The following is a 22,847-nucleotide window of genomic DNA, read 5'->3' on the forward strand; positions in this document are numbered from 1 at the left end:
TCACCGATTACCCGACGGCCGTGGAACTGTTGATCCGCTGGAGGCGGGAACTAAGGTCGACGACTATCGCCTGATTGCCGGCGAACAGGTCCACCAGACTGCCGTAGGTGTCGAAAGGTGCTTCGAAGAGCTGTTTTACCTCTAGATAGCCGTTGCGTGCCAGGGCGTCCACGATGGTGCGCACGAATCCGATCTGATTCGCCGTCAATGTTGACCCCTGGAGGAGATCCGAGAACTCCTCCCGCATTGCTGCTTCGTCCAGGCCGACGAGGCGGCGGATGAAGTCGGGGATGGAATCGGCGCCGAGCTTTTCCCGGAGGGTGTTCACGCCCTCAAGGCCAGCATCGGCGATCATCAACTCCAAGGCGTTCACATCATCGGGGGTCAGTGGTCGAGCGGTACGCAGTTTCTGCATCGCCACCGAGGAGTGATGTCGTTCGAGCTCGGCTCGTAGCTTTTCCTCCACGAGGGAGACGTTGATGAACACGCTTGCTTCGCCGGTCGGTAGATCGAACTCGGCAACGTCCCCGAATTCATCCTCGAAGTCGGTGATGACGGTGGCGCGTTTGTGCTGGGGAAGGAAATCCATGAGGTCACGCAGCCCGCGTCGTACTGTTTCCAGGTCCTCAACCGTGACGTCTGTCCACCATTCCGGGTCGGCGACTTGGGAGAGTAGATCCCGTTGGGCTACCACCGGCGCGATGTTGTCGACCATGAGCAGGTCCGCTGCGATCTTCTCGACGCGCCCGCGGTTCTTCTCCCAGGACGCATCTGGCGACATCAAAGCCAGCTGTAGTTGCAGGAGTAGCAGGTCGAAACGCTTGGCTGATTCTTTGTCCTCCATCGTGGACATGGGCAGTCCGGCGACGTGCTCGGCGAGTTCCTCTACGTTTCGCTCGGTGAGTGCGGACCATGCCTCGCGGCACTGGTAGCGCTCCAGCACCGGGCGGTCTTGTGGACGGACCAGGATGTGGCCGGGCGGGATCGCCTGCACCAGGGAGTGCAGGTGGGAGGAGAGCTCGGTGCGGAAGGCGGTGGCGTCGATAAGCGAGACCAGGCGGGCGCGGCTGAGGAAGAGGCGCTCGGAGAGGGTGACCTGGCGGGCGCCAGGAGTGTCGGCGATCTCGCCGCTGAGGAAGGTTTCTGCGTTGCCGCAGAAGTCGAAGACGTGGAAGACGCTCTTGTCCACTCCGGGGGCGAAGAGGTCGGGGCGTAGTCGGGTGCCGCGGCCCATCATCTGCCAGAATTTCGTCGCTGAGTACACGGGGCGGAAGAAGACGAGGTTGACCACCTCGGGGACGTCGATGCCCGTGTCGAGCATGTCGACGCTGATGGCCACGTTCATGCCGCTGGTGGGATTCTTGAATTCCTTGATCGCGGCAGAGGCGTACCGGGTGGAATGCGTGATCACCTGCGACGCCTTCGGAGCGTAGGCAGGGAAGAGGCGGTCGAACTCCTGCTTGATCAGCTCCGCGTGCTGCTGCGTGCGGCCGAAGATGATCGTCTTGCCCAGATGGTCGCCGCCCACCTTGATGCCCTCCTGAACCAGCGTGGACAGGACTTTCCGGATCGTGTCGAGGTTGTACAGTCGCGCGTTAATCTCGGCCGGACTGGCTCCGTCGGGCGGAGGTAGGGGATCTCCGGTGTCATCGGTACCCCAGTCGAGGGCATCCCAGCGCTGCTTCTCTTCCTCGGAAAGATCTTCGTAGCGGACGCCGCTGCGCAAGAACAACGAATCCTGGGTGAGCACGCGGTAAGGCACAAGGTGATTGTCCGCGATAGCTTGCTCCAGGGTGTAAGCCCCGGTGGGAACCTTGTCCTCGATGTCGAACAAGAGGTAGGTGTCGCGGTGGACATCGTCCTTGGGGGTGGCGGTGAGGCCAAGAACGTAGGAGTCGAAGTAGTCGAGGATGCGGCGGAAACGATGGTAGATGGAGCGGTGGGCCTCGTCGACGATGATGAGGTCGAAGTCGAAGGGCCGGAAACGGGCGGGCGTGGTGCCGTCGTCGCTGATCAGGCCCATCATCGTCTGATAGGTGGACACGTAGACCTGTCCGACGCCTCGCGGATCGGCCAGCAGATTCACCGGCACGGAGTCCGGATAGTGGGTGAGGAAGTTTTCATAGGCCTGCTCCACCAATGCCGTGCGGTCGGCGAGGAAGAGAACCTTACCCACCCAGCCGGCCTCGCGGAGAAGCTTGGTGGTGGCGATAGCGACGCGCGTCTTGCCAGTGCCGGTCGCCATGACGAGAAGAGCTCGGCGGCGTCGCTCCTGCTGGAGGGCTTCGGTGACCCGACGGATCATCTCCAGCTGGTAGGCACGGCCAGCGATATCCGGGTCGACGGTCATAGCGGCGAGGTCCCGGCGGTGGCGACGCCGGTGGATGAGGGTGCGTAGCTGCTCGGTGGTGGGATATCCCTCGACCGCGCGTGTTCCGTATCCGGCACCGCTCCCAGGCAGGTGGGCGGCATCATCGGTGAGCTGGATGGCGTGCCCGTTGGTGTTAAAGATCAGGGGCCGCTGCCCATACTGCCGTTCCAGGCAGTCGGCGTAGAGCCTCGCCTGCGTGTGGCCGACCGCCATGCTGGAGCTGGACTTCTTGGCCTCCACCAGCGCCAACGGCTGGCCGTTGTCATCCCACAGCACGTAATCGACAAAGCCTTGACCGGTGCGGTTTTCTCCCGACAGTGGCATGCCGCTGACAGGATGCTCCACACTGAGGTTGTCTCCGAGCGTGAATCCGGCCTCGGCGAGCATGGGGTCAATGAGATCGCGCCGGGTCTCGGCCTCACTGATCTGCGCTGGAATGCTTGGCGACGCCCCCGCCCCCGCAGCCATCGCCTGCTGTTCGCGCAGCTGTGCACGCAAGCGTGCAATCTCCCTGTCACGCTCGGCAGCGATCTCCTCGAGGCGAGAGTGGTCGGCGGCGGCCTGCGCGCGAGCCTGCGCGAAACGGGCCTGCTCCGCAGCGTGCTGCTCCGCCAGTTTCTGGCGCTGGGCCTCCGCCTGATCAAGAAGGAGCGCGGACTTCGCTAACTCCTGCTCCTTCGCCTGCAGCTCCGCGGCCATCTTGCTCAGCTGCACGCGAGAGATCTGAGGTTGCGGGGCCGACTGCGTGAGCAACCTCTCGTCGAAGGGCGAAGTGGGGCGGAACTCCGGGTGGGCGGAATGACGAGCAGTAGCATAGTTGAGCACGTCGAACAAGTGCTTGAGTAGGCGAACTGCCTCCTGCGGCTGGATAACTTGGTCCCCATGAACCGCGTTGTTGCCCACCTTGCGGATGACGTGCATTTTGTCGCGTTGCGGGCCGGGAACAACCTCGGTGAACCCCGGGTCCTGCAACTGGTCGAACAGGCTCAGAGCCTCCCAGGCGCCCAGCCCGCGGAACTCCCAAATGTGGTGCACCAGTCGTTCCAACACATGTCGTGACAGGAAGCAGCTGACCTTGGGGTCCGAGAGCGCCGTGCGTTCCGCCTGAATGCAATCCCGCAACAATGCCGGCCAGACGCGTCCGAGGAAGGCGAAGTTGCTGGGAGCGGGGGCGGTCATGGGTGAATCATATCCGGCAGGGCGAACGTGGGTGTGGTCATGTGAACGTGAGTCCGAGGCTGCTTAGCTGAAGCTCGGGTAAAGGGGGCGAGTCTCAGGCAGCTGAAAACTCGGTGTCCTGCCGAACTCGGACCTGTGACCGCGAGGTCAGCGAGCCACTCGCCATTGAGTATGCAGGGACCATCTTCAACGCTTGTCCCAAAGGAGCAATGTCCTCACTCCTTACGTGAACATGTGTCTGGATCTCGCTGAGCGACGCGCCACGAGGGTTGAGTAGTTCGACGCCAACCAAGCAGTCAAACTCATCCAGATCTACAAGACATGCCGAGTTAACCTGCACCGTGCGCGCGACTTCCGCGTCAGATAGTGCGATGTACACGGCGTTTACCGACTGATCGATTGTGATGGACATTTGCGTCATGGAAGCCTCCTTATCGCACGAACACGGTCACGATGACTGTTGGGTCGCTGTCATTGACAACGACGACGCATATTACTCTACCTATTTTTCTCTCATACACGGTCCGACCAGGATCTCCAGGACGGGTGAGCTCAGGTGAGGACAAGACCTGCCTGACCTCATCTTCCGTGATTTTTCGACTTCTCATCCTGTGCCGGGCGTGCGGCGAGAACTTGAGAATCAATGGTCTTGCGGGGTGAGTGCCTCGAAAGCCAAGCGGCGGACGTACTCCCCGTCCACTGATATGCGGCATTCGTAGATTCCGGGCGCTGACAGGATGAGAGGACCGGAGAACACGAAGACGGTCCCGATCTTCCCATCGTATTTCACTGCATCTTCTGTGTCTTCGAGCGTAGCTGCGAATTCAATCGCTGGTGACTCTCCGGGGCCTCGAACTTCGATCGAGACCGTTGGAGCCGCCTCGTCCTCTGGTCGACGGATGCGGCCTACGACATAAAGTTCCATCATCGCTGGAAAACCAGAGGACCTAGTTTGGGTGAAACTCGCCCCGACCGATGTGATCGTCCCATCCTGGGTCCGGGCGAACTCTGCGAGGTACGCGTAGTCAAGGTCTGCAGCCATAATGCACAGTTAAGCATAGGCGGAGGACGTATGGCGGCCCCGTGACCGAATGGAGCCGAAGCTGACAGCGCGCAACTCTGCCAAAGCCTTCGATGTGCACTTCCGGTCAAACAGGGACGATCTTTCTCCGGGTTGTGGCCTTCAGCCCTACACCTCGAAGAAGTCCTCATCCACCTCGACGACCGACACTGTGCGCTTGACCTGCACGCCCACGCCGAAGCGGATCATCAGCTGTGCGAGACGGGCCCCATCGATGAGCACCACGCGAACGTTGAGATTCTCGGCATACCCCACGGCACCACTGCTGAACTGCCCGGTGGTGATGAACACACCTTGGTGTGCCTGTTCCCCGTGCAGTGCACCGACGAACGCTTGGATGTCGGGCCGGCCCACGACTCGATCGAGTGCGTATCGTTTCGCCTGCACGTAGATGCGGCTAAGCCCGAGGGCGTCCTGGTCAATGACTCCGTCGATCCCCCCGTCGTTGCTCAGCTGGGTGCGCGTCGCCCGGCCTTTCGTGCCGCCGTAGCCCATGCCGATGAGCAGGTCGAGGACGGCTTGCTCAAAGAAAGCGGGATCATTTGCATACAGCCGGTCCAGCAGGTCTGCCGCCACATTGGCGTGCAGCCTCTCGACGCCCGCCTCAATCAGTTCGGTCGGCGTCAGTTCCTGTTGCTTATCGACGTCCCCGCCATCACCCGCCACCGTCGACAACTTGTGACTCGTCGCTGGCGGCACGATGCCGTGTGCCTCCGCGAACTGGGAAAGTAGTTTGCCGTTCAGGCCCTCCGGGTGGGCTGCGAGAAGTTCCCGGCCGAGGTCGTTGATTGCATAGTGGGCACGCTTGGGGCGATCCAAGCAGTCAGCGCGATGTAGATACGTAATCGCCCAGCTGATCCGGCTTACGTAAAGCGCTTGACCCGAGTTGATGTACTCCAGACGATCCTTGTCAGTGATACCCGTCTGCCTTGCCACTTGCTCGATGAGATCACGACGGACCGCGGCCATCCCACCTTTCGGCACCTCCAGAACCGGGGTGAGGTAGCCATCCCAAGTACGAATAGCCATCAGAGCTTTCCTTGGAAGGCGCGGGATTGGATCGATATGAGAATTTGCCGGAGAAAATCCTTCTTTTGAGCAAGTCTTTGTTTGGTGAATTCTACTTGATATGAAAAGTTTGCAAAGGACTCTTGTTCTTTGAAGCTGGCATCCGGTAGGTCAATTTCGAGCAATTTTGATTTTGGAATGTTTTTCATGAAACTGGCTCCAGACCCAGAGCTTGCGTGACGAATTTGTGCTTTAGTTTCTGGAAGTTGGAAACACGAATAATAGAAGGTGGGGGAAGAATGTGCACTCTTCCATTTGAAACGCCAGATCTTGTCGGGAATTGCTAGATTCGCCGAGACTCCCTGAGGGACAAGAGAAACTGCGCCGATTAGCTGTGCTGTCCCACTTGCACGGCTAATCAATAGGTCGCCGGGCTTTACGATGTGGCCTTCAGGGGGTATGTAGTCCGAGGGTAGATCTTTGCTTTCACTTGCATTGAAGGTCCCTGATGTAATGGCGCTCGTTTTCAATACCTTGAAAGGTGATGTGACATCGCTCGATTTCGCAACGATGCTTTTACCTCCCACAAGTGAAGCAATTGATCGCAACTTGACTGAGTTGCGCCTGGTGGAGTCAGACTTGAAGCATTGTCTAAAGTGTGAGCCTAAGAGCTCATTAAGAAGTTCAATTGTTTGGTCTATCTTGGAAATCAATGATTCGATTTGGTCCAGAATCCTCGCGATCCGCCGTTGCTCGTCAAGCGGGGGGAGGAGAATCTGGAAGTCGAGAAGGATATCCTCCTTGATTCTTTGTCGATTCGTGGCTCCACTGCTTCGCGACCGTGCCATCTCAGCGAGTATGCGAGTTTTTAGGAAGTGCTCCAGAAATTTCGGATTGCATAGTGAAATATCAATGTTGAAGACTGGAAAATCCTTGGAGACGACGGATCCATCTAACTTCTGCGGGACAATGGCAAAAGCCCCATTTCTAGCATCAATTCGAGAGTAGATGAACTGACCTGCTGATACTCGGTAGCCGGTGAAAGGTCTTGGGGTTTTTCCTGTCCCGATCGATCGACGGACCGCACCTTCACCGTGGAGTTTGACGGTGATGAAAGCCTCAACGTCCGGCGTCGAGATTCTTTCTGGTGTGTTCGCGGTGGTGAGGAAATCCCCCAACCTCACTATCGGCCACTCGTGCTCCGCAGTCACTTCCGCTCACCTCGCAGCATCTGGTCCAGCTCATCGATGCCAGCGGTGATTTCGGAATCGAGGGCACGGATCTCAGCAAGGATCTCCAAGGGATCGCGGGTGCCGGCGGCCTCGAAGACGATCTCCTTGTAGCGGTTCATGGAGAGGTCGTAGTTGGCGTTGCGGATCTCGTCGATAGGGACGGCGAAAGACTGTTCAGTACGGGCACGGTCGCGTTCGGGCCCGGTACGCTGTGCCCATCTGTTGAGCACGTCGGGGAGGTTGTTGCTTTCATGCTGCTCGGGGGTGAGGGTAGTGGGGTCGAGATGCTCGTCGACGAGTTCGGGGTCGGGTTCCTTTTCGAGGGGGACCGGGCCGAGGAGGTGAGGTGCCAGGAGTGGGGTGCGCTTGTCGTCGAGGGAGTAGCCGTCGGCGCGGACCTCGTAGAACCACACATCCTCCGTGCCGCCGCTGTTCGTTTTGGTGAAGCACAGGATCGCGGTGGATACCCCGGAGTAGGGCTTGAATGTGCCGGAGGGGAGTTTGATGATGGCGTCGAGGCGGTGGTCGTCGATAAGCTGTTTACGCAGTGCTTTGTGCGCGCGGGTGGAACCGAAGAGCACACCCTCGGGGACGATGACTGCGGCCCGCCCGCCGGGGCGCAGCAGCTGAAGGAAACGCTGCACGAACAGCAGCTCCGTCTTCTTAGAGGTGAACTTCTCCGACAACGCCGGATCGAGGGCATTGGCATCGATGGAACCGGCGAACGGTGGGTTAGCCAGCACGATGTCGTAATTTTCGTCGTGGCCAGACGGGAGCTGCTGCAAGGAATCCTGGTACGAGATCTGCGGATCAGTGACACCGTGCATGAACATGTTCATCGCGGCGATGCGGACCATCGTGGCATCGAAATCGAACCCCGTCAGAGCCTGGATGGGGAAGAACTCGCGGGTGCGGGGATCGAGAAGCGCGTCCCTGTGATGGTCCTTCGTCCACTCGGCGGAGCCAACGAGGAAGCCAGCGGTGCCGCAGGCGGGATCAATGACCCGCTCGTGCGGGGCCGGCGCCATGAGGTTGACCATGAGATCGATTACGTGGCTGACCGTGCGGAACTGGCCGTTCGTGCCGGATGCCGCCAACTTCGACAGCATGTACTCGTAGAGATCGCCGGCCATGTCCTTGTTGGGGAACGAGAGGGCGTCGATAAGCTCCATAACGGTGAGCAACGTGCCCGGGCTGTCGATGCCGAACGTTGCATTGCGCATGTGGCGGGCAAAGCCCGCGCTGCCCAGCCCCTCACGGAGGAACGGGAACACCTCAGTATCAATCACCTGTCGGCGCTGGGAGCCGTCCGGAATCTGCATCAGCTCCCGCCACCGCAGGTGAAGACTGTTGGCGGGGATGACATCCGCAGCATCGACGCCGAGGGTGCGTTGGAACTCCGCACTCGCCTGACGCTCATCCAGCTGCTTCAAAAATAGCAGGAAGGTGAACTGCTCAATGACAGTCATCGGATTAGAAATACCGCCGGACCAGAATGCATCCCAGATGCGGTCAACCTGATTGCGGAGAGGGCCAGTGATCATAAGAGTCGAGCCTATCGGGTGGGTGTGGGGCTTGGGGCACCTCGGGGCAGGTGACTGGCAGTGATCGGGGCCGAAACGAAAAAGATGTCGATCTCTGGTCCGAATATCGACATATTCTCGGGATCTGTTTAGGCTGTCGACATGAGCGATGTCCGCGCGCGACCCCACCCAGATCGCCCCTACAATAACCTCCCAGCTCTGCCGCCGGATAAGCCAGTGGAGACGATCTCCGTGCTCAAGGCTGTTATCCGTGCCCGTGAACAACTCGCAGCACTTGACACGGCCTGTCGACTGATTCCGAATCCCTACATCATTACCTCTACCATTCCGCTCCGTGAGGCCCAGGCCTCGACAGAGATCGAGAACATCGTCACCACCAATGATGAGCTCTTCCGAGCCGCGTGGAACGTCGACCTGGATCCCACGCCAGCGACCAAAGAAGCCTTGCGCTATCGGGAAGCGCTCCATGCGGGAGTAGCAAATCTCACTGATCGGCCGGTGTCACTCAAATCAGCTGAGCAGATCGGTAGCATCCTTCTGGGACGACCAGCCCTCATACGGTCCACTCCTGGCACCTACATTGGTGATCCTCGTCGAGGGACCCGCGTGTATACCCCTCCCGAAGGGAAAGAGGTCCTAGAAGGGCACTTGACCGCCTGGGAGAGGTTCATATACTCCGAGCATGGGGTGGATCCCCTTGTGCTGATGGCCATGACTCATTACCAGTTTGAAGCGATTCACCCGTTCCATGACGGCAATGGACGTACCGGCCGTATCCTCAACGTCTTGCTGCTCATCCAGGAAGGGCTCTTGCGTCTTCCTGTACTCTATTTGTCCGGCTTCATCGTGAGCAACAAGGATTCCTATTATCGGTTGCTCCGCGGAGTGACGGAAAACTCTGAATGGGAACAATGGATTCTGTTTATGGTCCGGGGGGTGGAGGAGGCAGCACGAGAGGCCTTCGAGCTCATCGGTCGCCTGCGTGGGCTCCAAGAGGACACTGCTGCCCGAATCCGCTCCCTCGGTGGAAGCGTGCCGGCAGCTGAGATGGCAGAGCTTCTCATTATTAACCCGTACATCCGTATCCAGGATGTTGTTGACTCTGGACTGGCCAAGCGGCAGACAGCGTCCGTCTGGCTTTCATCTCTAGTGGAGGCGGGGATGCTCGTAGAGGTCAAGATCGGGCGGCAGAAAATCTTCATCAACTCCGCCGCGCTTAATATCCTGACCAGTGCCTAAACATCAACATGTCGATCTAAGGCTTAAAAATCGACACGTTTCCTGGATGTGGTGATGCCATCGACATATCGGGGCGAACGCACGTTCCGCCCCACCCCGCCGACTGCCCCCTTTACCCCACCCCAGCAGAGCTGTTGATACGGGTGAGGCGCGAGTTGAGATTGATGGCGATCGCCTGATTTCCGGTGAACAGGTCGAGGGGGTTGCCGTAGGCGTCGAAGGGTGCCTCCAGCAGCTCCTTCGTCTCCAAGTAACCGCTGTGCAGCAGGGCGTCCAAGATCGTGTGCATGAACCCGATCTGGTTGGCCGTCAGCGTGGAACCCTGAAGCAGGTCAGAGAACTTGGCTCGCACCGCGTCCTCGTTCAGGCTGGCGAGACGACGGATGAGCTCCGGGATCAATGGGCGGGCGGTGCGCAGGGCGGGGCCTCTCCTCAACAAGTGAGGTGCTGATGATTTTCGCAACGTCGGAAGGCAGGCCGAAATCGGTGACCACGGCTTAGTGAGACAGCATCAACCCGCAGGGGTCTCCCGGCGATCTGCCTTCTCCGCGAACTCGTCCAGAAGATCGAGGATGTCTGGGGCCTGCCAGGCGTGGCGGTTCTTGGCCACCTGTGCGCTGAGGACGACGCCGTCGGCCTCCAGCCGCTCCAGGGCCTTGCGCGTGTTGGCAGGGGTGACGGATAGCTCGGCGGCGAGGCGGGGGGGGGGGGCGTCGATAAGCGGTTGTCTGATGAGCACATCGAGGATGCGCCAGTCAGTAGCATCGTGCCGGGCTGTGACCTGGTGCTCCCAGGAGGCGCGGACGTCGGCGATCTCCTTGCCTAGCCAGGCGCCCAGTTTTGTGGCCCGCAGTGCTGCTTCGGCGACCAACTGCACGATCGGCGCGATGTCACCGGCGCGGTAGCTAGTCAGCGCGTCGAAGTAAGAACCGGGGCTGCGGAGAATGCCTGCCGATAGGGGGAGCGTGCCGTTGACGGTAAGTCCGCGATGCCGCAGTACTGTGTGAATAAGGGCACGGCCGGTGCGACCGTTGCCGTCGACGAAGGGATGGATTGTCTCAAACTGGGCGTGGGCAATCGCGGCATGGACGAGTGCGGGCACGTTTGAACGCTGCATCCACACGTCGAGGTCGGCCATCAGTGAGGGGAGGTGGCGTTGATGCGGGGCGGTGTACATCGAATCGACAGGGTGCAGGTCACTTCCCCCGATCCACACGGGTTCTTCGAGGTAGCGTCCCGCAATCTGTGGTTGGCTGTCGCGGAGAAGTAGGCCGTGCTTGTCTAAAATTCGCGACTCGTTGGGGAGACTGTCGCTGGCGATCGCCGCGTCTATCTGAGCGGTGGCGGTGACAATGAGTGCGGCGTTGCTGGTTCCAACCACACCAAGGAGTTCCGCCTCCAAAATGCAGCGAGCGGAGGATGTCAGTTGTTCGATGCGGGAGGATGCAACCGATTCGCCTCGTAGCAATAAGGGGGTGAAGGGAGCCCGGTTGCCGCTTGGGTGGCGTCGGAACGAGAAATGGCGATAGTGGCCTGATCGACCTTCGCAAGTAGCTCTGTGCTGAGGAAGGGCACGGCCTCGCCGATATGGAGGGCAAGCGCGGAAGGGTAGGTTGTCGGCTGTTTCGCACGGGCGCGTGCGGAAAGCGCCGAACGAGACGACCAGGGGAGGCCTAAGAGGAAACATGCGGCCAGGGGCTCGTGGGGTCATGATAGCGCCATATCCATTCCTCATGGCCTACCTGGCGAATGGATCGGTGGTTAAACAATCTCTGTGGGTCTCTTTAAGTATGTTTTCACGGCGCTACCAATCTCATTGTTGGACTCTGCGGTGCGGGGAAGGCATAAATCCCCTTGCGTACTTGATCCCATGTGCTTCTTCCAGAAGGGTGTTCGTACGCATTGCGGCCTAGTTTCCCACTGCGGTTCGCGATCCTACTGTCATTCTCGGTGTGCCTCGAAAGTGCGCAGCTGCGCACAAAAATCCTAGCCTGACCTGCGCTGTAGTCTTGGCTCATGGCCATCCCAAAGATGGCGCGCGACGATAGGATCCAGCTGTCACACTGTTACAAGCTCGCGCCGATTTTCCCAGTCTTTGTCAGTGTGGCTGTCAACGTGCCCTGTCCGCACCTAGGCCATCACACCGCTCACTGTGCGCAGCTGCGCACAAAAAACCTAGCCTGAGCAGCAATTACGTAAATGAAATACGCGAAACCTCGCACGAAGCGACTCCTACTCCCAAGCAATTGCTCGCCCCACCGAAGTGTGATTTCACCCAATCAAAGAGTGTCCTTTCACCTGCCCCAAAGCTCCAAAACCGAGCCCCTTCGACAGCGTGATCTCACACAGGCCAAAGCCAGACCAAAACTAGACCGAACCCGGCCACACCCCGACTAAACCGCAGGGAACGGGTGCTCCCGATAGCGTTCCAGCAGTTCGTAGCCGTCGGCGCCGTAGATGGTGGGGACGGAGCTGGTGTGGGTGGTGAGGGTGTCGTCGAAGGGGACGGCGGTGCCGTGGGAGAGGACGTGTTCGCTGGGGGTGAGTTGGCGGATGGCTACTCCGGCGATGCGGTCGGGGTGTTCGAAGACGGCGTTCCCGTAGATGAGGGGGTCGTGTTGGCCGTCATCGCCGACGAGGATCCATTGGATGTGGGGGTATTCGATGATGAGGTTCCGGAGTTGGACTTTTTTGTGTTCTTGGCCAGAGCGGAAGAGTCCGGTGGGGGTGGGTCCCCAGTCGGTGAGGAGCATGGGGCCGACGGGGAGGCCGTGTTTGACGAGGAAGGACTCGAGGGTGCCGTAGGTGTTCCAGGCGCCGGTGGAGAGGTAGAAGACGGGGGCGTCGGGGTGGTTGGCTAGCAGTTCGCGGTAGAACGCGGCCATGCCGGGGACGGGTTTGCGGGTGTTGGTGTGTCGGACCCAGGAGTTCCAGGCGGCGAGGAGGGCACGGGGGAGCCAGGTGACCATGACGGTGTCGTCGATGTCGGAGATGAGTCCGATCCGGGCGGTGGGGGCGACAATAAGCACCCGGGCCTGAACGGGTTCCGCTCCTTCGGCGTCGATGGTGACGGTGTGCCAGCCGGGTTCGAGGCCGTGGTTTTGGATGAGGACGTCGATGTAGCCGTTGTCGTTGGTGCGGGAGTGAACCTCTACTGAGCCGATGCGCACGGTGACAGGTTGGTAACCGACCTGAATCGTAAAAAACTGCCGCCAGCCGCGCCCGGCTTCCTCGCGGAGGTCTTTGAGGTTGCGGGGCGGGCGGTGGGCAGTTGGGGGAAGGATAGGCTCGTCGTCTTCGACGGTTGCGGCCGGGTTTTGCATGAGCACCCGTCCGAGGACGTGGACGCGGGTGGGGGATCCGTAGCCGGCGAAGTCGGTGATGGTGGGGCGCCAACCGGCTTTCGTCGATTGGCGCGTTCCCACTCGGTTGATGGTGCGTTCTACCTTGCGCGCAATGTCAGCCAGTCCCATTGGCCCAACATTAGCTGAGCGGTCTTAGGCGCGAACTGCGGCTTCCTCGGAGTCGGCGTCGAGGGAGGCGAGGGTGCCCTCTTCCCCGGCGTCCCAGGTCTCTTCGTCGAGGATGCCAGCTCGCTTGGCGACGACCGCGGCAACCAGCGCCTGGCCCGTCACGTTGACGGCGGTGCGGCCCATGTCGATGATCGGCTCGGTGGCCAGGAGCAGACCGACACCGGCCAGCGGCAGGCCCAGGGTCGAGAGTACGAGGGTGAGCATGACGGTCGCGCCGGTGGTGCCGGCGGTGGCGGCGGAGCCGAGGACGGAGACGATGATGATGAGCAGGTATTCAGTGATGCCCATCTCGATGCCGTAGAACTGGGCGACGAAGATAGCGGCGACGGCCGGGTAGACGGCGGCGCAGCCGTCCATCTTCGAGGTGGCGCCCAGCGGGATGGCGAAGGAGGCGTATTCGCGGGGCACGCCCATGCGCTCTTCGACGATCCGCTGGTTGACCGGCATGACGCCCATGGAGGAGCGAGTGACAAAGCCGAGCGAGGTCACGGGCCATACGCGGCGGAAGAAGCCGAGGACGGGCAGGCCGTTGAGCTTGAGCACGATGGGGTAGATGACGCCGATGACGATCGCCAGGCCAACGTAGATCGCCAGCACAAATGTGCCCAGGGAGCCCAGTGCTTCCCAGCCGTAGGTGGACACGGCCTTACCAATGAGTGCGGCGGTGCCGATCGGGGCGAGGCGGATGATCCACCAAAGGATGATCTGCACAACCTTGAGGAAGGACTCGGTGAAGCCAAGGAACGGCTCCGCAGCCTTGCCAGCTTTGACAGCGGCGATACCGATGGCCAGGGAGATGACCAGGAGCTGCAGCACGTTGAAGTTCAGTGCGAAGCCGCTGTCGTTGGCCGAGGCGCCCAGGCCCAGGATGTTGGAGGGCACGACGGAGTTGATGAAGCCGAGCCAGGAGCCCTGGGTGGTGGGTTCGGCGGCGGCGGAGGCGTCGACGCCGGTGTTGGAGCCGGGCTGCATGATGAGGCCGACGCCGATGCCAGCAAGCACGGAGAAGAACGCCGTGATGGCGAACCACACGAGGGTGGAGACGGCCAGCTTCGCGGCATTAGTAACCTTCCGCAGATTGGCCACGGAGGTGACCACGGCGGCGAAGATGAGCGGCGGGATCATGAGTTTGAGCAGCTGGACGTAGGTGTTGCCGCCCCAGGTGAGGATGTCGGACAGCCAGCCGTGCTCGCCGTCGGGCAGTCCGGCGTCCATGGACCGGGCGACCAGTCCGAGGATGAGGCCGACAATCAGGCCAGCGATGACCTGGGCGCCGAAACCGGTGGACCAGGCCGGCAGCCGACGGGTAGTGCTGGTGGACATTCGAGCTCCTTATGGAAAATTTTCTAGTTAATAGGCATTATCTGCCCGTGGTCTGACCTTTGTCAAGACTGGACAGTCTGGCATAAAAATACCAATCTGTCTATTACGGGTCGGGAAAGGCGTCGATACACTCGAAGGGTATGAGCACACCCTACGACCAGGTTCCTGGAGTCGGTGCCCCGGCCCGCCGCGCCCTTCAGGATGCGGGGTACCCCGATCTCGAATCTCTCCACGGAATCTCCTACCCGGACCTGTTAGCACTCCACGGCGTCGGTGCCCGCGGGCTGGAGCGCCTCCAGGCAGCACTTATCTCCCAAGGGCTTTCGCTTATCGACGCCCCCGCGTCCCCGGCGACCAGCACCATCGTCACCCGTGGGCACACTGGCACGTCGGCCAAGGACATCAAGACTCACCCGACGGCGGTCAGCCCGATCGACTTCGTCGACGGCCTCGACTCGCCTCGCCGGGTCAAGGATGGGCACCTGCTCCTGGAGCTTTTCGCCCGGGCCACCGATGGCGCGGAGGCGGTCATGTGGGGTCCCAGCATGATTGGTTATGGGCAGGCGCATTATCGCTACGCGACCGGGCGCGAGGGCGATACTTTCCAGATCGGCTTTAGCCCCCGCAAGGCCAAGCTCTCCTTGTACGGCTTGCAGGGGCATCCGCGCTCGGAGGAGTTGTTGGGGAAGCTGGGTAAGCATGCCACGGCCGTGTCGTGCGTGTATGTGAATAAGCCGGAGGACGTCGACCTCGGGATCCTGGAGGAACTTGTGAGGCATGCCTGGAAGGAAAGCAACCATGACTAGCACTTACCTTGATGGGGATAGCCTAGCGGTGCTTCGCGGGCTCGTCGGCACGCAGGTGCACGGGTACGGCACGGACCTGGAGGTGGATGAAGGCGTCGGGGCTTTCGGGGCGTGGGTGCGCACGGAGCTGGGGTACGTCCAGCTCGAGTACGTGGAGACGGTCATCGATTTCGCGGCAGGGGAACGGGTTGAGTCCGTGTTGCGGGTGAGCCCGCCAACGCAGAGCAGTCCTGGTGGGGATGAGTACGAGCTGGAAGGCCAGATCACTGCCATCGCGCGGGTCCAGGACGGCATCACTCAGATTGGTATGCCGGCGGGGGAGAAGGAATGGGAATGGTGGCGGGACAGCGGCATTCGTTTCACGCTCGGCAATGGGCAGGAGCTGCTCATTCATTGTGCCTCGCCGGTTAACGTCGAGGTGGTGATGCAGGCGGGGCCGGCGGGCACGCTGGTGCCGCGTTCGGCAGGGCGGGTGTATCAGGAGGGAGAAAAGCGCCGATACGTCTACGAGCGGCGCGAGGTAGTGCTCGAGCCTTAAAGGTAGAACGCCTGGTGGTAGGTGACGGTGCCGAGGGGGACGGCGGCATCGCTCAGCGGGATGGCCAGGAAGTAGGATTGGTCCACGCCGGGGAAGGTGAGTTCTTCGTAGCGGTCGAAGCCGAAGCGCTGGTAGAAGGTGGGATCGCCGAGTACGACGGCACCACCGGCATCGATCCCACGGAGTTCTTCCAGCGCTCGCGCCATGAGTTCGGAGCCGATTCCTGCGCCTTGGCGATCGGGGTCGACGCTGATCGGGCCGATGCCGAACCATTTCTCGCGTCCATCCTCGACGCGGACTGGGGAGGCGGCGATGTGGCCGACGACGGAGGCACCTTTGACGGCGATGAGGGAGAGAGTTAAGGCGTCGGTGTCGCGAAGCATGTCGACGATGTCGGACTCTTTTTGCTCGGAGTACGGCACATCCCTGAACGCGCGGAGGGTGAGATCCCGGATGGCCGAGATGTCCGCCTCCGTCTCCTGTCGAATGGTGAAGGTGTCCATGGCTGCATCTTACGCGGGTGGTCGGTGGCGCCGTCCCGAGACGGTTGCGTGGCCGGGGATCCAGAAGCGCAGCGGGGCGTCGGTGTTTTTGGTGATCCCGATGCGGGGTCCGCGCACCCATTCCACCTCTTCCGGAGACTCCGTGATCTCCGGCTGGGCGCCGTTATCGCTCAAGTTCAAGCCCAGGGCGCGGCCGAGATTTCCGGGCCCTTGCGCCAGCCGGTGGAAGGGCACCTCGCCGCGCCGCTCCTGCGCCAGTGACACGCCGCTGGTCACCTCCCCGGCCCGCAGTAAACAGCCCTGGCCGGTGCCAACCGGTGCGCACACGAGGTTGCCGGCCCGGTGGATGCCGTAGGAAAGGTAGACGTAGAGGCGCCCGGGCGGCCCAAACATCGCGGCGTTGCGTGGGGTCTGGCCACGATAGGTGTGGGCGGCTTCGTCCTCGCTGCCCAGGTAGGCCTCCACCTCCGTAAGTCGCACGCCGACACCGTGGATGTGGATTGTCGCGCCGAGCAACTGCGGGGCGACGACGTCGGCTGGTGCGGAGAAGTCGATCATGGGGCTTGAGTGTATTTCCGTAGAGTGGGGCCATGACTGCACTGCTGTTTGATCTCTTCGGCGTGTTGCTCAAAGAACGCACGGACGCCGGTCGCCGTCGCGTCGAGCGCGCCATCGGCGCAGATGAAAACATGTGGCCGATCTACGATGAGCTACGCCCTGCCTACAACGTCGGCGATGTCAGCGACGAGCGCTTCTGGCGCCAGCTCCAAATCCGCGCCGGGTTGGAGACCATCGACATCGCCGAAGCGATTGCCGCGGACTGGGAGTCCACGTCCGCGGCGGATCCGGAAATGGTCGCCCTGGTGAAAGAGCTTTTCGACGCCCGCGTCAGGCTCGGCATCCTCACCAACATTCCGGCGGGGCTGGCGAAGCAGGTCCGGGCCGAGCACACATGGATCGATAGCTTCGATGCGGTCACCTTGTCCTGTGATATCGGGGTGGCCAAGCCGGACCCCCGAGCCTTCGCCGTCGCGGCGGCGGCATTGAATGTTGCACCGAAGGAAGTTCTCTACTTTGATGCTGATCCTATTAACGTGGCTGCCGCGAACGAATCTGGGCTCAAAGCCCTGCTGTTTACCGGCACCGAATCCGTCCGAAAGGTTCTCCCGTGATCCTCGAATTTGAAGGAAAGACCCCCCAGATTCACCCCAGCGCCTGGGTGGCACCCACGGCCGTTGTCATCGGTGATGTGGAGATCGGCCCCGACTCCTCCGTGTTTTATGGCGCCGTCCTGCGCGGGGACGTCAACAAGATTCGGATTGGCGCACGAACGAACATCCAGGACAACTCGGTGTTGCATGTCGACGCGGATGCGCCCTGCACGCTGGGCGACGACGTCACGGTCGGGCACATGGCGCTGGTTCACGGCACGACAGTGGGTAATGGCACCCTCGTCGGGATGAAGTCGGCGCTGCTCTCGGGTTCGGTCGTGGGAAAGGGCGCGCTCATTGCGGCCGGGGCGGTGGTGCTGGAGGGCCAGGAGATCCCGGATCGCTCCCTGGCCGCTGGGGTACCGGCAAAGGTGCGCCGCGAGCTCAGCGAGGAGCAATCCGCCAGCTTCATTCCCCACGCCGGGCGCTACGTCGATCTGGCGAAGCGGCACGCCGAGATTTAGAGCCGTCGGTTGTCGATGAGCCTGGTCCCACCCACATAGATCGCCGCCACGGCTAGGTCACCGGGGCTGGGGGTGTCCACGGGCAGGAGGGTCGCGGGATCGACGACCTCGAGGTGGTCGAGCTCCACGCCCTCGGCGTCGGCGAGATCCGCACGGACCTGCGCCAGCGGAGCCCCGGCGCTCAGGGCGTCCAATGCCCGCGGCAAAGCGAGAGCCTGCGCCCGCGTGACCGGAGTGAGGTGCTGGTTGCGGCTCGATTCGGCGAGGCCGTCAGTGCCGCGGATGATGGGGACAGGCCGGATGGCCACGTCGAGGTTGAGGTCGGCAACGAGGCGCTGGATGATGGCCAGTTGCTGGGCATCCTTCTCCCCGAAATAGGCGCGCTGGGGTCGCACGAGGAGGAAGAGCTTGGTCACCACGGTGGCCACGCCGTCGAAGTGCCCGGGTCGGGAGGCACCCTCGAGGCGGGAGCCCATGTCGCCGGTGCGGACCCAGATCTCCGGGAGCCCGCCCGGGTACATCTCCTCCACGCTGGGGGCGAAGACGGCATCAACCCCCAAGGCGCTGAGGAAGGCGACATCAGAGGTGAGGTCACGTGGGTAGTCGCGGTAGTCGGCGCAATCGCCAAGGTCAGTGAACTGCAGTGGGTTGACGAAGATGCTCACCACGACCGTGTCGTTTTCTGAGCGCGCGCGGCGGACCAATTCGCCGTGGCCGTGATGCAGGGCGCCCATGGTGGGCACTAGGCCGACCTCCCCGGCGGGAGTGAAGGAGCGCAGTTCGGAGATGGTGCGCAGCACCTGCATTAGAAGGACTCCGCCTCGGAGGGGAAGGAAGAGCTTTCGACATCCGTGCGATAGGCGCGGGCGGCGTCGAGAAGCAGCCCACCCAGGTCGGCGTAGGAGCGGACGAACTTTGGTGTCTTGCCGCGGCCGAGGCCGAAGGCGTCGGTCCACACGAGGATCTGGCCGTCGCAGTCAGGTCCGGCGCCGATGCCGATGGTGACGATGTCCAGCTGGGAGGTGACCTCCGCAGCGACGGCGGCGGGGACCATTTCCAGGACGACGGCGAAGGCGCCGGCTTCCTGGACGGCGCGGGCGTCGGCAAGCACTCGTTGGGCGCTGTCCCCGCGGCCTTGGACGACGTGCCCGCCGAGGGCGTGTTCGGACTGCGGTGTGTAGCCGATGTGGCCGACGACGGGGATGCCGGCGTCGACCAGCGTGCGGATGGTGGGGGCCACCTCGACGCCGCCTTCGAGCTTGACGCCGTGGACGCCGGTTTCCTTCATGAAGCGCACGGCGGTCGCCAGCGCCTGGGCGGGGCCGGCCTCGTAGCTGCCGAAGGGCAGGTCGGCGACGACGAAGGCGCGCTGGGTGGCTCCGGCGACGGCGCGGGACATGGTGATCAGCTCATCGGTAGTGATCGACAGCGTCGAAGGCTGGCCCAAGACAACGTTGGCGGCGGAATCACCGACGAGGAGGAGGTCGATACCAGCCTCGTCGAAGATGGTGGCCGTGAGGGCGTCATAACTGGTCAGGCAAGAAATCTTGCGGCCCTCGGCCTTGGCCTGGGCAAAGTGGCGCGTGCGCATCCGTGCAGACATGGCTCATGAGTATAGACGGGATTTACACGGTGACCATGCCCAATGGCTCACGGAGCAGCTGATCCAGGGCGACGGCTCGGGCGATGGCGCGGACGATCTCGCGGTGGGTCGGGATCATGCGCAGCTCGATGTCGTTATCGCCGAGCGCGGCGCGGGCGGCGCTGGCGAAGAGCTTCGGGGCGGCCGGGTCGTCGATAAACGCGCTACCAGCGACAACAATGGTGGAGGGGCGGTGCTCCCGGGCGAGTTCGGCGGTGAGCTCGCCGAGTTGGCGGGCGCGGGCATCGAGCAGCGGGCGCGCGGCAGGGTTGTTCACGGCCGCGGTCAGGGAGGGATACTTGCCCTTGAGCACCCCAGCGGTGGACAAAGCGGCGCTGGCGGCGGGCAGGTTGAGCTGCGAGACGCCCGCGTCGTTGGCCACGGCCGCCCCAAGCGAGTCGTCGGCGAATAACGCCAGGGTGGGGGAGGGATTAATGGGCAGCTCGGTGGATTGCACTTCGGAGCCGAGGATCGCGGGGACAGCGGCGGAGACGACGACGGGGACGGAGAATTGGTAGCGCAGGCGGCCCGCGAAGTCGACGCCCTGCCACCCCAGGTTGGGGGCGTCGACGATGCCATCGCGGCTGACGTGCCCGGATGTGGTCACGCCCACCGAGACCAGCGGCCGGTCCAGGCCCGCGGTGAGGCGGTTGAGTCCGGCCATGACGTGCTCGATGAAGTCGCTTTCCGACAGTCGCGCGACCGGCGTCGGCACATCCGCGTCGCGGATCGTGCGCCCACGGGTATCAAAAAGCCCGATGTAGGTGGTCGAGGTGCCTACCGAAATGCCCGCGTGCAGCCACCCGCTGGGGGCCAGCTCCAGCGGAATGGTGGGGCGACCGCGACCCTGGGAGTGGGTGAGGTCGGTGCGTTGATGGACCAGCCCGGCGTCGATAAGCGAAGCGACCGCGCGGGTGATCGTGGGCTGGGACAGTCCGGTGGCCTCGACCAGTTCGCTCCGGGTGACAATGTGGTGGAGGCGGATGTGATGGAGGCACTTGGCCGCGGGGGTGCGCGGACGTGAGAAGACGGTGCCTGCAGTGGTCATGTTGGCATCCTACATCCAATTAGACCATGCCGTCTAATCCAACTGCTATAATCTAGACCACTTAGTCTGTTTTGGTGGTTCGGGGGAAGGGCTTGCGGTACTTCACAAAAGACGGAACGAACAGTGCGCAAACCGCCGTACCGACGATGACCAGAGCGCCACCCACCAGGGTGGTCAGCCCCACGCCCCAGGGGACCGCCGCCCACCCGTGTAGGACATCGGCCAGCCGAGGCCCGCCGACGACGATGATGATGTACACCCCCTGGATGCGCCCCTGCACATGCTCCGCCGCCGACTGCTGCAAGATGGCCGTGCGCAACGCCGCAGAGAACATGTCCGCCGCCCCGCCCAGCACCAGCATGAACACCACCAACCAGGCGTAGATGCTCACCGCGCCGGGACTGAGCATGACGCCCAGGCCAGCGCCCATGATGGCCACGCCCCACACGATGACGCAGACGAAGACCGCCCACCCCTGGCGCACCACCCGGGAAATCCACCCCGACACCAAGCCCCCGAGCACCGCACCGGCCGCCATAGAGGAATAGAGGAGCGCGAGCATGAGACCCGGTTCCCGCTCGCCGAAGTTAACGGCGGCGATCTCGGGATACAGCGCCCGCGGCATGCCAAAGATCATGGCAATGAGATCGAGCAGCATGGCCATCAGGAGGATCGGCTGGCGACGCAGGTAGCGCAGCCCATCGAGGACCGAATTCACCCCGGCCCGCCCGGCCTCCCCCTTCGGCGGCAGCGATGGCAGGGCCAGGACCGCCCCCAACGTGGGCAGCAACAGCAGGGCGTCGAGGAAATATAACCAGGAGAAACCGATGAAGGGGATGAGCGCGCCCGCGAGCAACGGCCCAATGATCGCCCCGGCCTGCATGAGCATCATGTTGAGGCTTGCCCCGGCTGGAAGATGGTCCAGCGGCAGAATCGTCCGGTTGACGGCCGTGCGCGTCGGTTGATTCACCGCGAAAAACGCTTGCTGCAGGGAGAATGTCGCCAGCAGCCACCAGACGTTGGTGCTGCCCGCGAGGGTCAATCCCCAGAACATGATCGCCGTGAGGATCATGCCAGTCGTCGTGGCAATGAGGACCTTGCGCTTATCCAAACTATCCGCGATTGACCCGCCGTAGAGGCCAAAGATGACCAGGGGAACGAGGCCGAACAAACCCGTCAGCCCGACGTAAGCGCTGGAACCGGTGAGCAGGTAGATCTGCGCGGGCACCGCCACCACCGTTAGTTGAGCGCCGATCGTCGTGGCGATGTTCGCGGTCCACAGGCGCCGATAAGCAGGCACCTGCAGTGGGCGGGTATCGGCTAGGAGGTCACGGATGCTCACGGGAGGTCATGTTAGCCCCGGTCTAGTTGCAACCCGGTGACCAGCTCTGGAAGCCCGAAAGCGGCTGTGGTGCGCCAGGAGACATCGGCATAGCGGGTCAGCTCAGTTTCCTGGGGAGAGATCTCCAGCACCGGCGTCCCCATCTCGCGGGCGATGAGCGGCAGCGACGCGGCCGGTTGCACCACCCCGGAAGTGCCGACGATGACCACGAGATCCGCCGACTGCATCCTCCCTTCCGCGTCTCGCCACGCTCGCTGGGGCAGCATCTCCCCGAACCAGACCACCCCGGGTCGGATGAGGCCGCCGCAGAACTCGCAGTTCGGGGGAGTGAGGCGCACGATGGGCTCAGCCGGGTAGCCCACTTCGCCGTTGAAAGGGCGGGAACAATGGGAGCAGCGGAAGTCGAAGAGCGAGCCATGCAGGTGGGTGACGTCCGCCGAACCGCCGCGCTCGTGGAGGTCATCGATGTTCTGGGTGGTCACTGATACCTCCGCCACGTCCGCCCATTCGGCAATCGCGCGGTGTCCCGCATTGGGTTCCACTGCCCGGCAGCGCTGCGCCCGCCACAGGTACCAGGCCCACATGGGTTCTGGGTCGCGTTCCCAGGAATCGATCGAGGCCATCGCGATGGGATCGACCTTGCTCCACAGGCCGGTTTGGGCGTCGCGGAAGGTATGCAACCCGGACTCAGCCGACATCCCGGCACCGGTGAAGACCTCGATGCGCCGGGCTGCCCGTGCCAGGTCAAAGGCTTGGGGGAATACGTCCATGTCTTCCACGCTA

The 22,847-nt window shown here is 62.4% G+C and carries 23 protein-coding genes; 5 read left to right on the forward strand and 18 right to left on the reverse strand.

Annotated elements, in window-relative coordinates; all coding sequences use genetic code 11:
* Nucleotides 1–7: 7 nt before the first annotated feature.
* The 7 genes from CATRI_RS00505 to CATRI_RS00535 all read right to left on the reverse strand — a co-directional run bounded on the left by CATRI_RS00505 (nucleotide 8) and on the right by CATRI_RS00535 (nucleotide 8,415).
* Nucleotides 8–3,550: a DEAD/DEAH box helicase family protein gene (locus CATRI_RS00505; RefSeq protein ID WP_290218650.1), complete on the reverse strand. Its 3,543-nt coding sequence runs from the start codon at nucleotides 3,548–3,550 to the stop codon at nucleotides 8–10.
* Between the two features lie 94 nt (nucleotides 3,551–3,644).
* Nucleotides 3,645–3,971: a DUF2283 domain-containing protein gene (locus CATRI_RS00510; protein WP_290218655.1), complete on the reverse strand. Its 327-nt coding sequence runs from the start codon at nucleotides 3,969–3,971 to the stop codon at nucleotides 3,645–3,647.
* 10 nt (nucleotides 3,972–3,981) lie between these two features.
* Complete coding sequence (locus CATRI_RS00515; RefSeq protein WP_290218660.1) at nucleotides 3,982–4,263, reverse strand: DUF4258 domain-containing protein; 282 nt, start codon at nucleotides 4,261–4,263, stop codon at nucleotides 3,982–3,984.
* Nucleotides 4,191–4,592, reverse strand: a complete 402-nt coding sequence (locus CATRI_RS00520; protein ID WP_290218661.1) for a DUF6941 family protein — start codon at nucleotides 4,590–4,592, stop codon at nucleotides 4,191–4,193. Before CATRI_RS00520 ends, CATRI_RS00515 begins: the two co-directional genes overlap by 73 nt.
* Before the next feature lie 147 nt (nucleotides 4,593–4,739).
* Nucleotides 4,740–5,660 (reverse strand): restriction endonuclease, encoded by a 921-nt coding sequence (locus CATRI_RS00525; protein WP_290218662.1) that lies wholly within the window; start codon nucleotides 5,658–5,660, stop codon nucleotides 4,740–4,742.
* Nucleotides 5,660–6,850: a restriction endonuclease subunit S gene (locus CATRI_RS00530; protein WP_290218665.1), complete on the reverse strand. Its 1,191-nt coding sequence runs from the start codon at nucleotides 6,848–6,850 to the stop codon at nucleotides 5,660–5,662. Before CATRI_RS00530 ends, CATRI_RS00525 begins: the two co-directional genes overlap by 1 nt.
* Complete coding sequence (locus CATRI_RS00535; protein ID WP_290218667.1) at nucleotides 6,847–8,415, reverse strand: class I SAM-dependent DNA methyltransferase; 1,569 nt, start codon at nucleotides 8,413–8,415, stop codon at nucleotides 6,847–6,849. The genes CATRI_RS00530 and CATRI_RS00535 overlap by 4 nt, the downstream gene beginning before the upstream one ends.
* A 141-nt stretch (nucleotides 8,416–8,556) precedes the next feature.
* Here CATRI_RS00535 and CATRI_RS00540 point away from each other — a divergent pair, with 141 nt between their 5' ends.
* Entirely contained in the window at nucleotides 8,557–9,654 is a 1,098-nt protein-coding gene (locus CATRI_RS00540) for a Fic family protein (RefSeq protein ID WP_353959730.1), read from the forward strand.
* Nucleotides 9,655–9,766: 112 nt separating this feature from the next.
* Here CATRI_RS00540 and CATRI_RS00545 read toward each other — a convergent pair whose 3' ends face one another.
* From CATRI_RS00545 to CATRI_RS00560, 4 genes are all read right to left on the reverse strand, one after another.
* Nucleotides 9,767–10,090: a type I restriction-modification enzyme R subunit C-terminal domain-containing protein gene (locus CATRI_RS00545; RefSeq protein ID WP_290218670.1), complete on the reverse strand. Its 324-nt coding sequence runs from the start codon at nucleotides 10,088–10,090 to the stop codon at nucleotides 9,767–9,769.
* Nucleotides 10,091–10,165: 75 nt separating this feature from the next.
* Nucleotides 10,166–11,035: a Fic family protein gene (locus tag CATRI_RS00550; RefSeq protein ID WP_290218672.1), complete on the reverse strand. Its 870-nt coding sequence runs from the start codon at nucleotides 11,033–11,035 to the stop codon at nucleotides 10,166–10,168.
* Nucleotides 11,036–12,047: 1,012 nt separating this feature from the next.
* Entirely contained in the window at nucleotides 12,048–13,127 is a 1,080-nt protein-coding gene (locus CATRI_RS00555) for an App1 family protein phosphatidate phosphatase (RefSeq protein WP_290218674.1), read from the reverse strand.
* 24 nt (nucleotides 13,128–13,151) lie between these two features.
* A complete protein-coding gene (locus tag CATRI_RS00560; RefSeq protein ID WP_290218678.1) occupies nucleotides 13,152–14,510 on the reverse strand; it encodes a dicarboxylate/amino acid:cation symporter in 1,359 nt (452 codons plus the stop codon).
* A 140-nt stretch (nucleotides 14,511–14,650) separates the two neighbouring features.
* Here CATRI_RS00560 and CATRI_RS00565 point away from each other — a divergent pair, with 140 nt between their 5' ends.
* Both CATRI_RS00565 and CATRI_RS00570 read left to right on the forward strand, forming a co-directional pair.
* Nucleotides 14,651–15,316 (forward strand): DUF1801 domain-containing protein, encoded by a 666-nt coding sequence (locus CATRI_RS00565; RefSeq protein ID WP_290218681.1) that lies wholly within the window; start codon nucleotides 14,651–14,653, stop codon nucleotides 15,314–15,316.
* Entirely contained in the window at nucleotides 15,309–15,854 is a 546-nt protein-coding gene (locus CATRI_RS00570; RefSeq protein ID WP_290218683.1) for a hypothetical protein, read from the forward strand. Before CATRI_RS00565 ends, CATRI_RS00570 begins: the two co-directional genes overlap by 8 nt.
* Here the strand turns inward: CATRI_RS00570 and CATRI_RS00575 are convergent.
* The gene (locus tag CATRI_RS00575) at nucleotides 15,851–16,357 is read right to left on the reverse strand and encodes a GNAT family N-acetyltransferase (RefSeq protein ID WP_290218685.1); all 507 of its coding nucleotides are present in this window, start codon (nucleotides 16,355–16,357) and stop codon (nucleotides 15,851–15,853) included. The genes CATRI_RS00570 and CATRI_RS00575 overlap by 4 nt on opposite strands.
* A 9-nt stretch (nucleotides 16,358–16,366) precedes the next feature.
* Nucleotides 16,367–16,915: a DNA-3-methyladenine glycosylase gene (locus CATRI_RS00580; protein WP_290218688.1), complete on the reverse strand. Its 549-nt coding sequence runs from the start codon at nucleotides 16,913–16,915 to the stop codon at nucleotides 16,367–16,369.
* A 32-nt stretch (nucleotides 16,916–16,947) separates the two neighbouring features.
* Between CATRI_RS00580 and CATRI_RS00585 the strand changes: the two genes are divergently transcribed.
* Entirely contained in the window at nucleotides 16,948–17,529 is a 582-nt protein-coding gene (locus CATRI_RS00585) for an HAD-IA family hydrolase (RefSeq protein WP_290218692.1), read from the forward strand.
* Nucleotides 17,526–18,032 carry a gamma carbonic anhydrase family protein gene (locus CATRI_RS00590; RefSeq protein ID WP_435384171.1) on the forward strand — a complete coding sequence of 169 codons (507 nt, stop codon included), beginning with the start codon at nucleotides 17,526–17,528 and terminating at the stop codon, nucleotides 18,030–18,032. The genes CATRI_RS00585 and CATRI_RS00590 overlap by 4 nt, the downstream gene beginning before the upstream one ends.
* Here the strand turns inward: CATRI_RS00590 and panC are convergent.
* The 5 genes from panC to CATRI_RS00615 all read right to left on the reverse strand — a co-directional run bounded on the left by panC (nucleotide 18,029) and on the right by CATRI_RS00615 (nucleotide 22,834).
* Complete coding sequence (panC, locus tag CATRI_RS00595) at nucleotides 18,029–18,838, reverse strand: pantoate--beta-alanine ligase (RefSeq protein WP_290218695.1); 810 nt, start codon at nucleotides 18,836–18,838, stop codon at nucleotides 18,029–18,031. The two genes, CATRI_RS00590 and panC, sit on opposite strands and share 4 nt — an antisense overlap.
* Nucleotides 18,838–19,635, reverse strand: coding sequence for a 3-methyl-2-oxobutanoate hydroxymethyltransferase (panB, locus tag CATRI_RS00600; protein ID WP_290218698.1), 798 nt, complete (start codon nucleotides 19,633–19,635; stop codon nucleotides 18,838–18,840). The genes panC and panB overlap by 1 nt, the downstream gene beginning before the upstream one ends.
* 22 nt (nucleotides 19,636–19,657) lie before the next feature.
* On the reverse strand, nucleotides 19,658–20,722 hold the full coding sequence (locus CATRI_RS00605; protein ID WP_290218700.1) for an ROK family protein: 1,065 nt from the start codon (nucleotides 20,720–20,722) through the stop codon (nucleotides 19,658–19,660).
* 61 nt (nucleotides 20,723–20,783) lie between these two features.
* Nucleotides 20,784–22,064, reverse strand: coding sequence for an MFS transporter (locus CATRI_RS00610; RefSeq protein WP_290218702.1), 1,281 nt, complete (start codon nucleotides 22,062–22,064; stop codon nucleotides 20,784–20,786).
* An 11-nt stretch (nucleotides 22,065–22,075) separates the two neighbouring features.
* Entirely contained in the window at nucleotides 22,076–22,834 is a 759-nt protein-coding gene (locus CATRI_RS00615; RefSeq protein WP_290218704.1) for an NAD-dependent deacylase, read from the reverse strand.
* Nucleotides 22,835–22,847 lie beyond the last annotated feature (13 nt).

Origin of the sequence: Corynebacterium atrinae, from assembly GCF_030408455.1 — a bacterium.
In the GTDB taxonomy this organism is placed as follows: Bacteria; Actinomycetota; Actinomycetes; order Mycobacteriales; family Mycobacteriaceae; genus Corynebacterium; species Corynebacterium atrinae.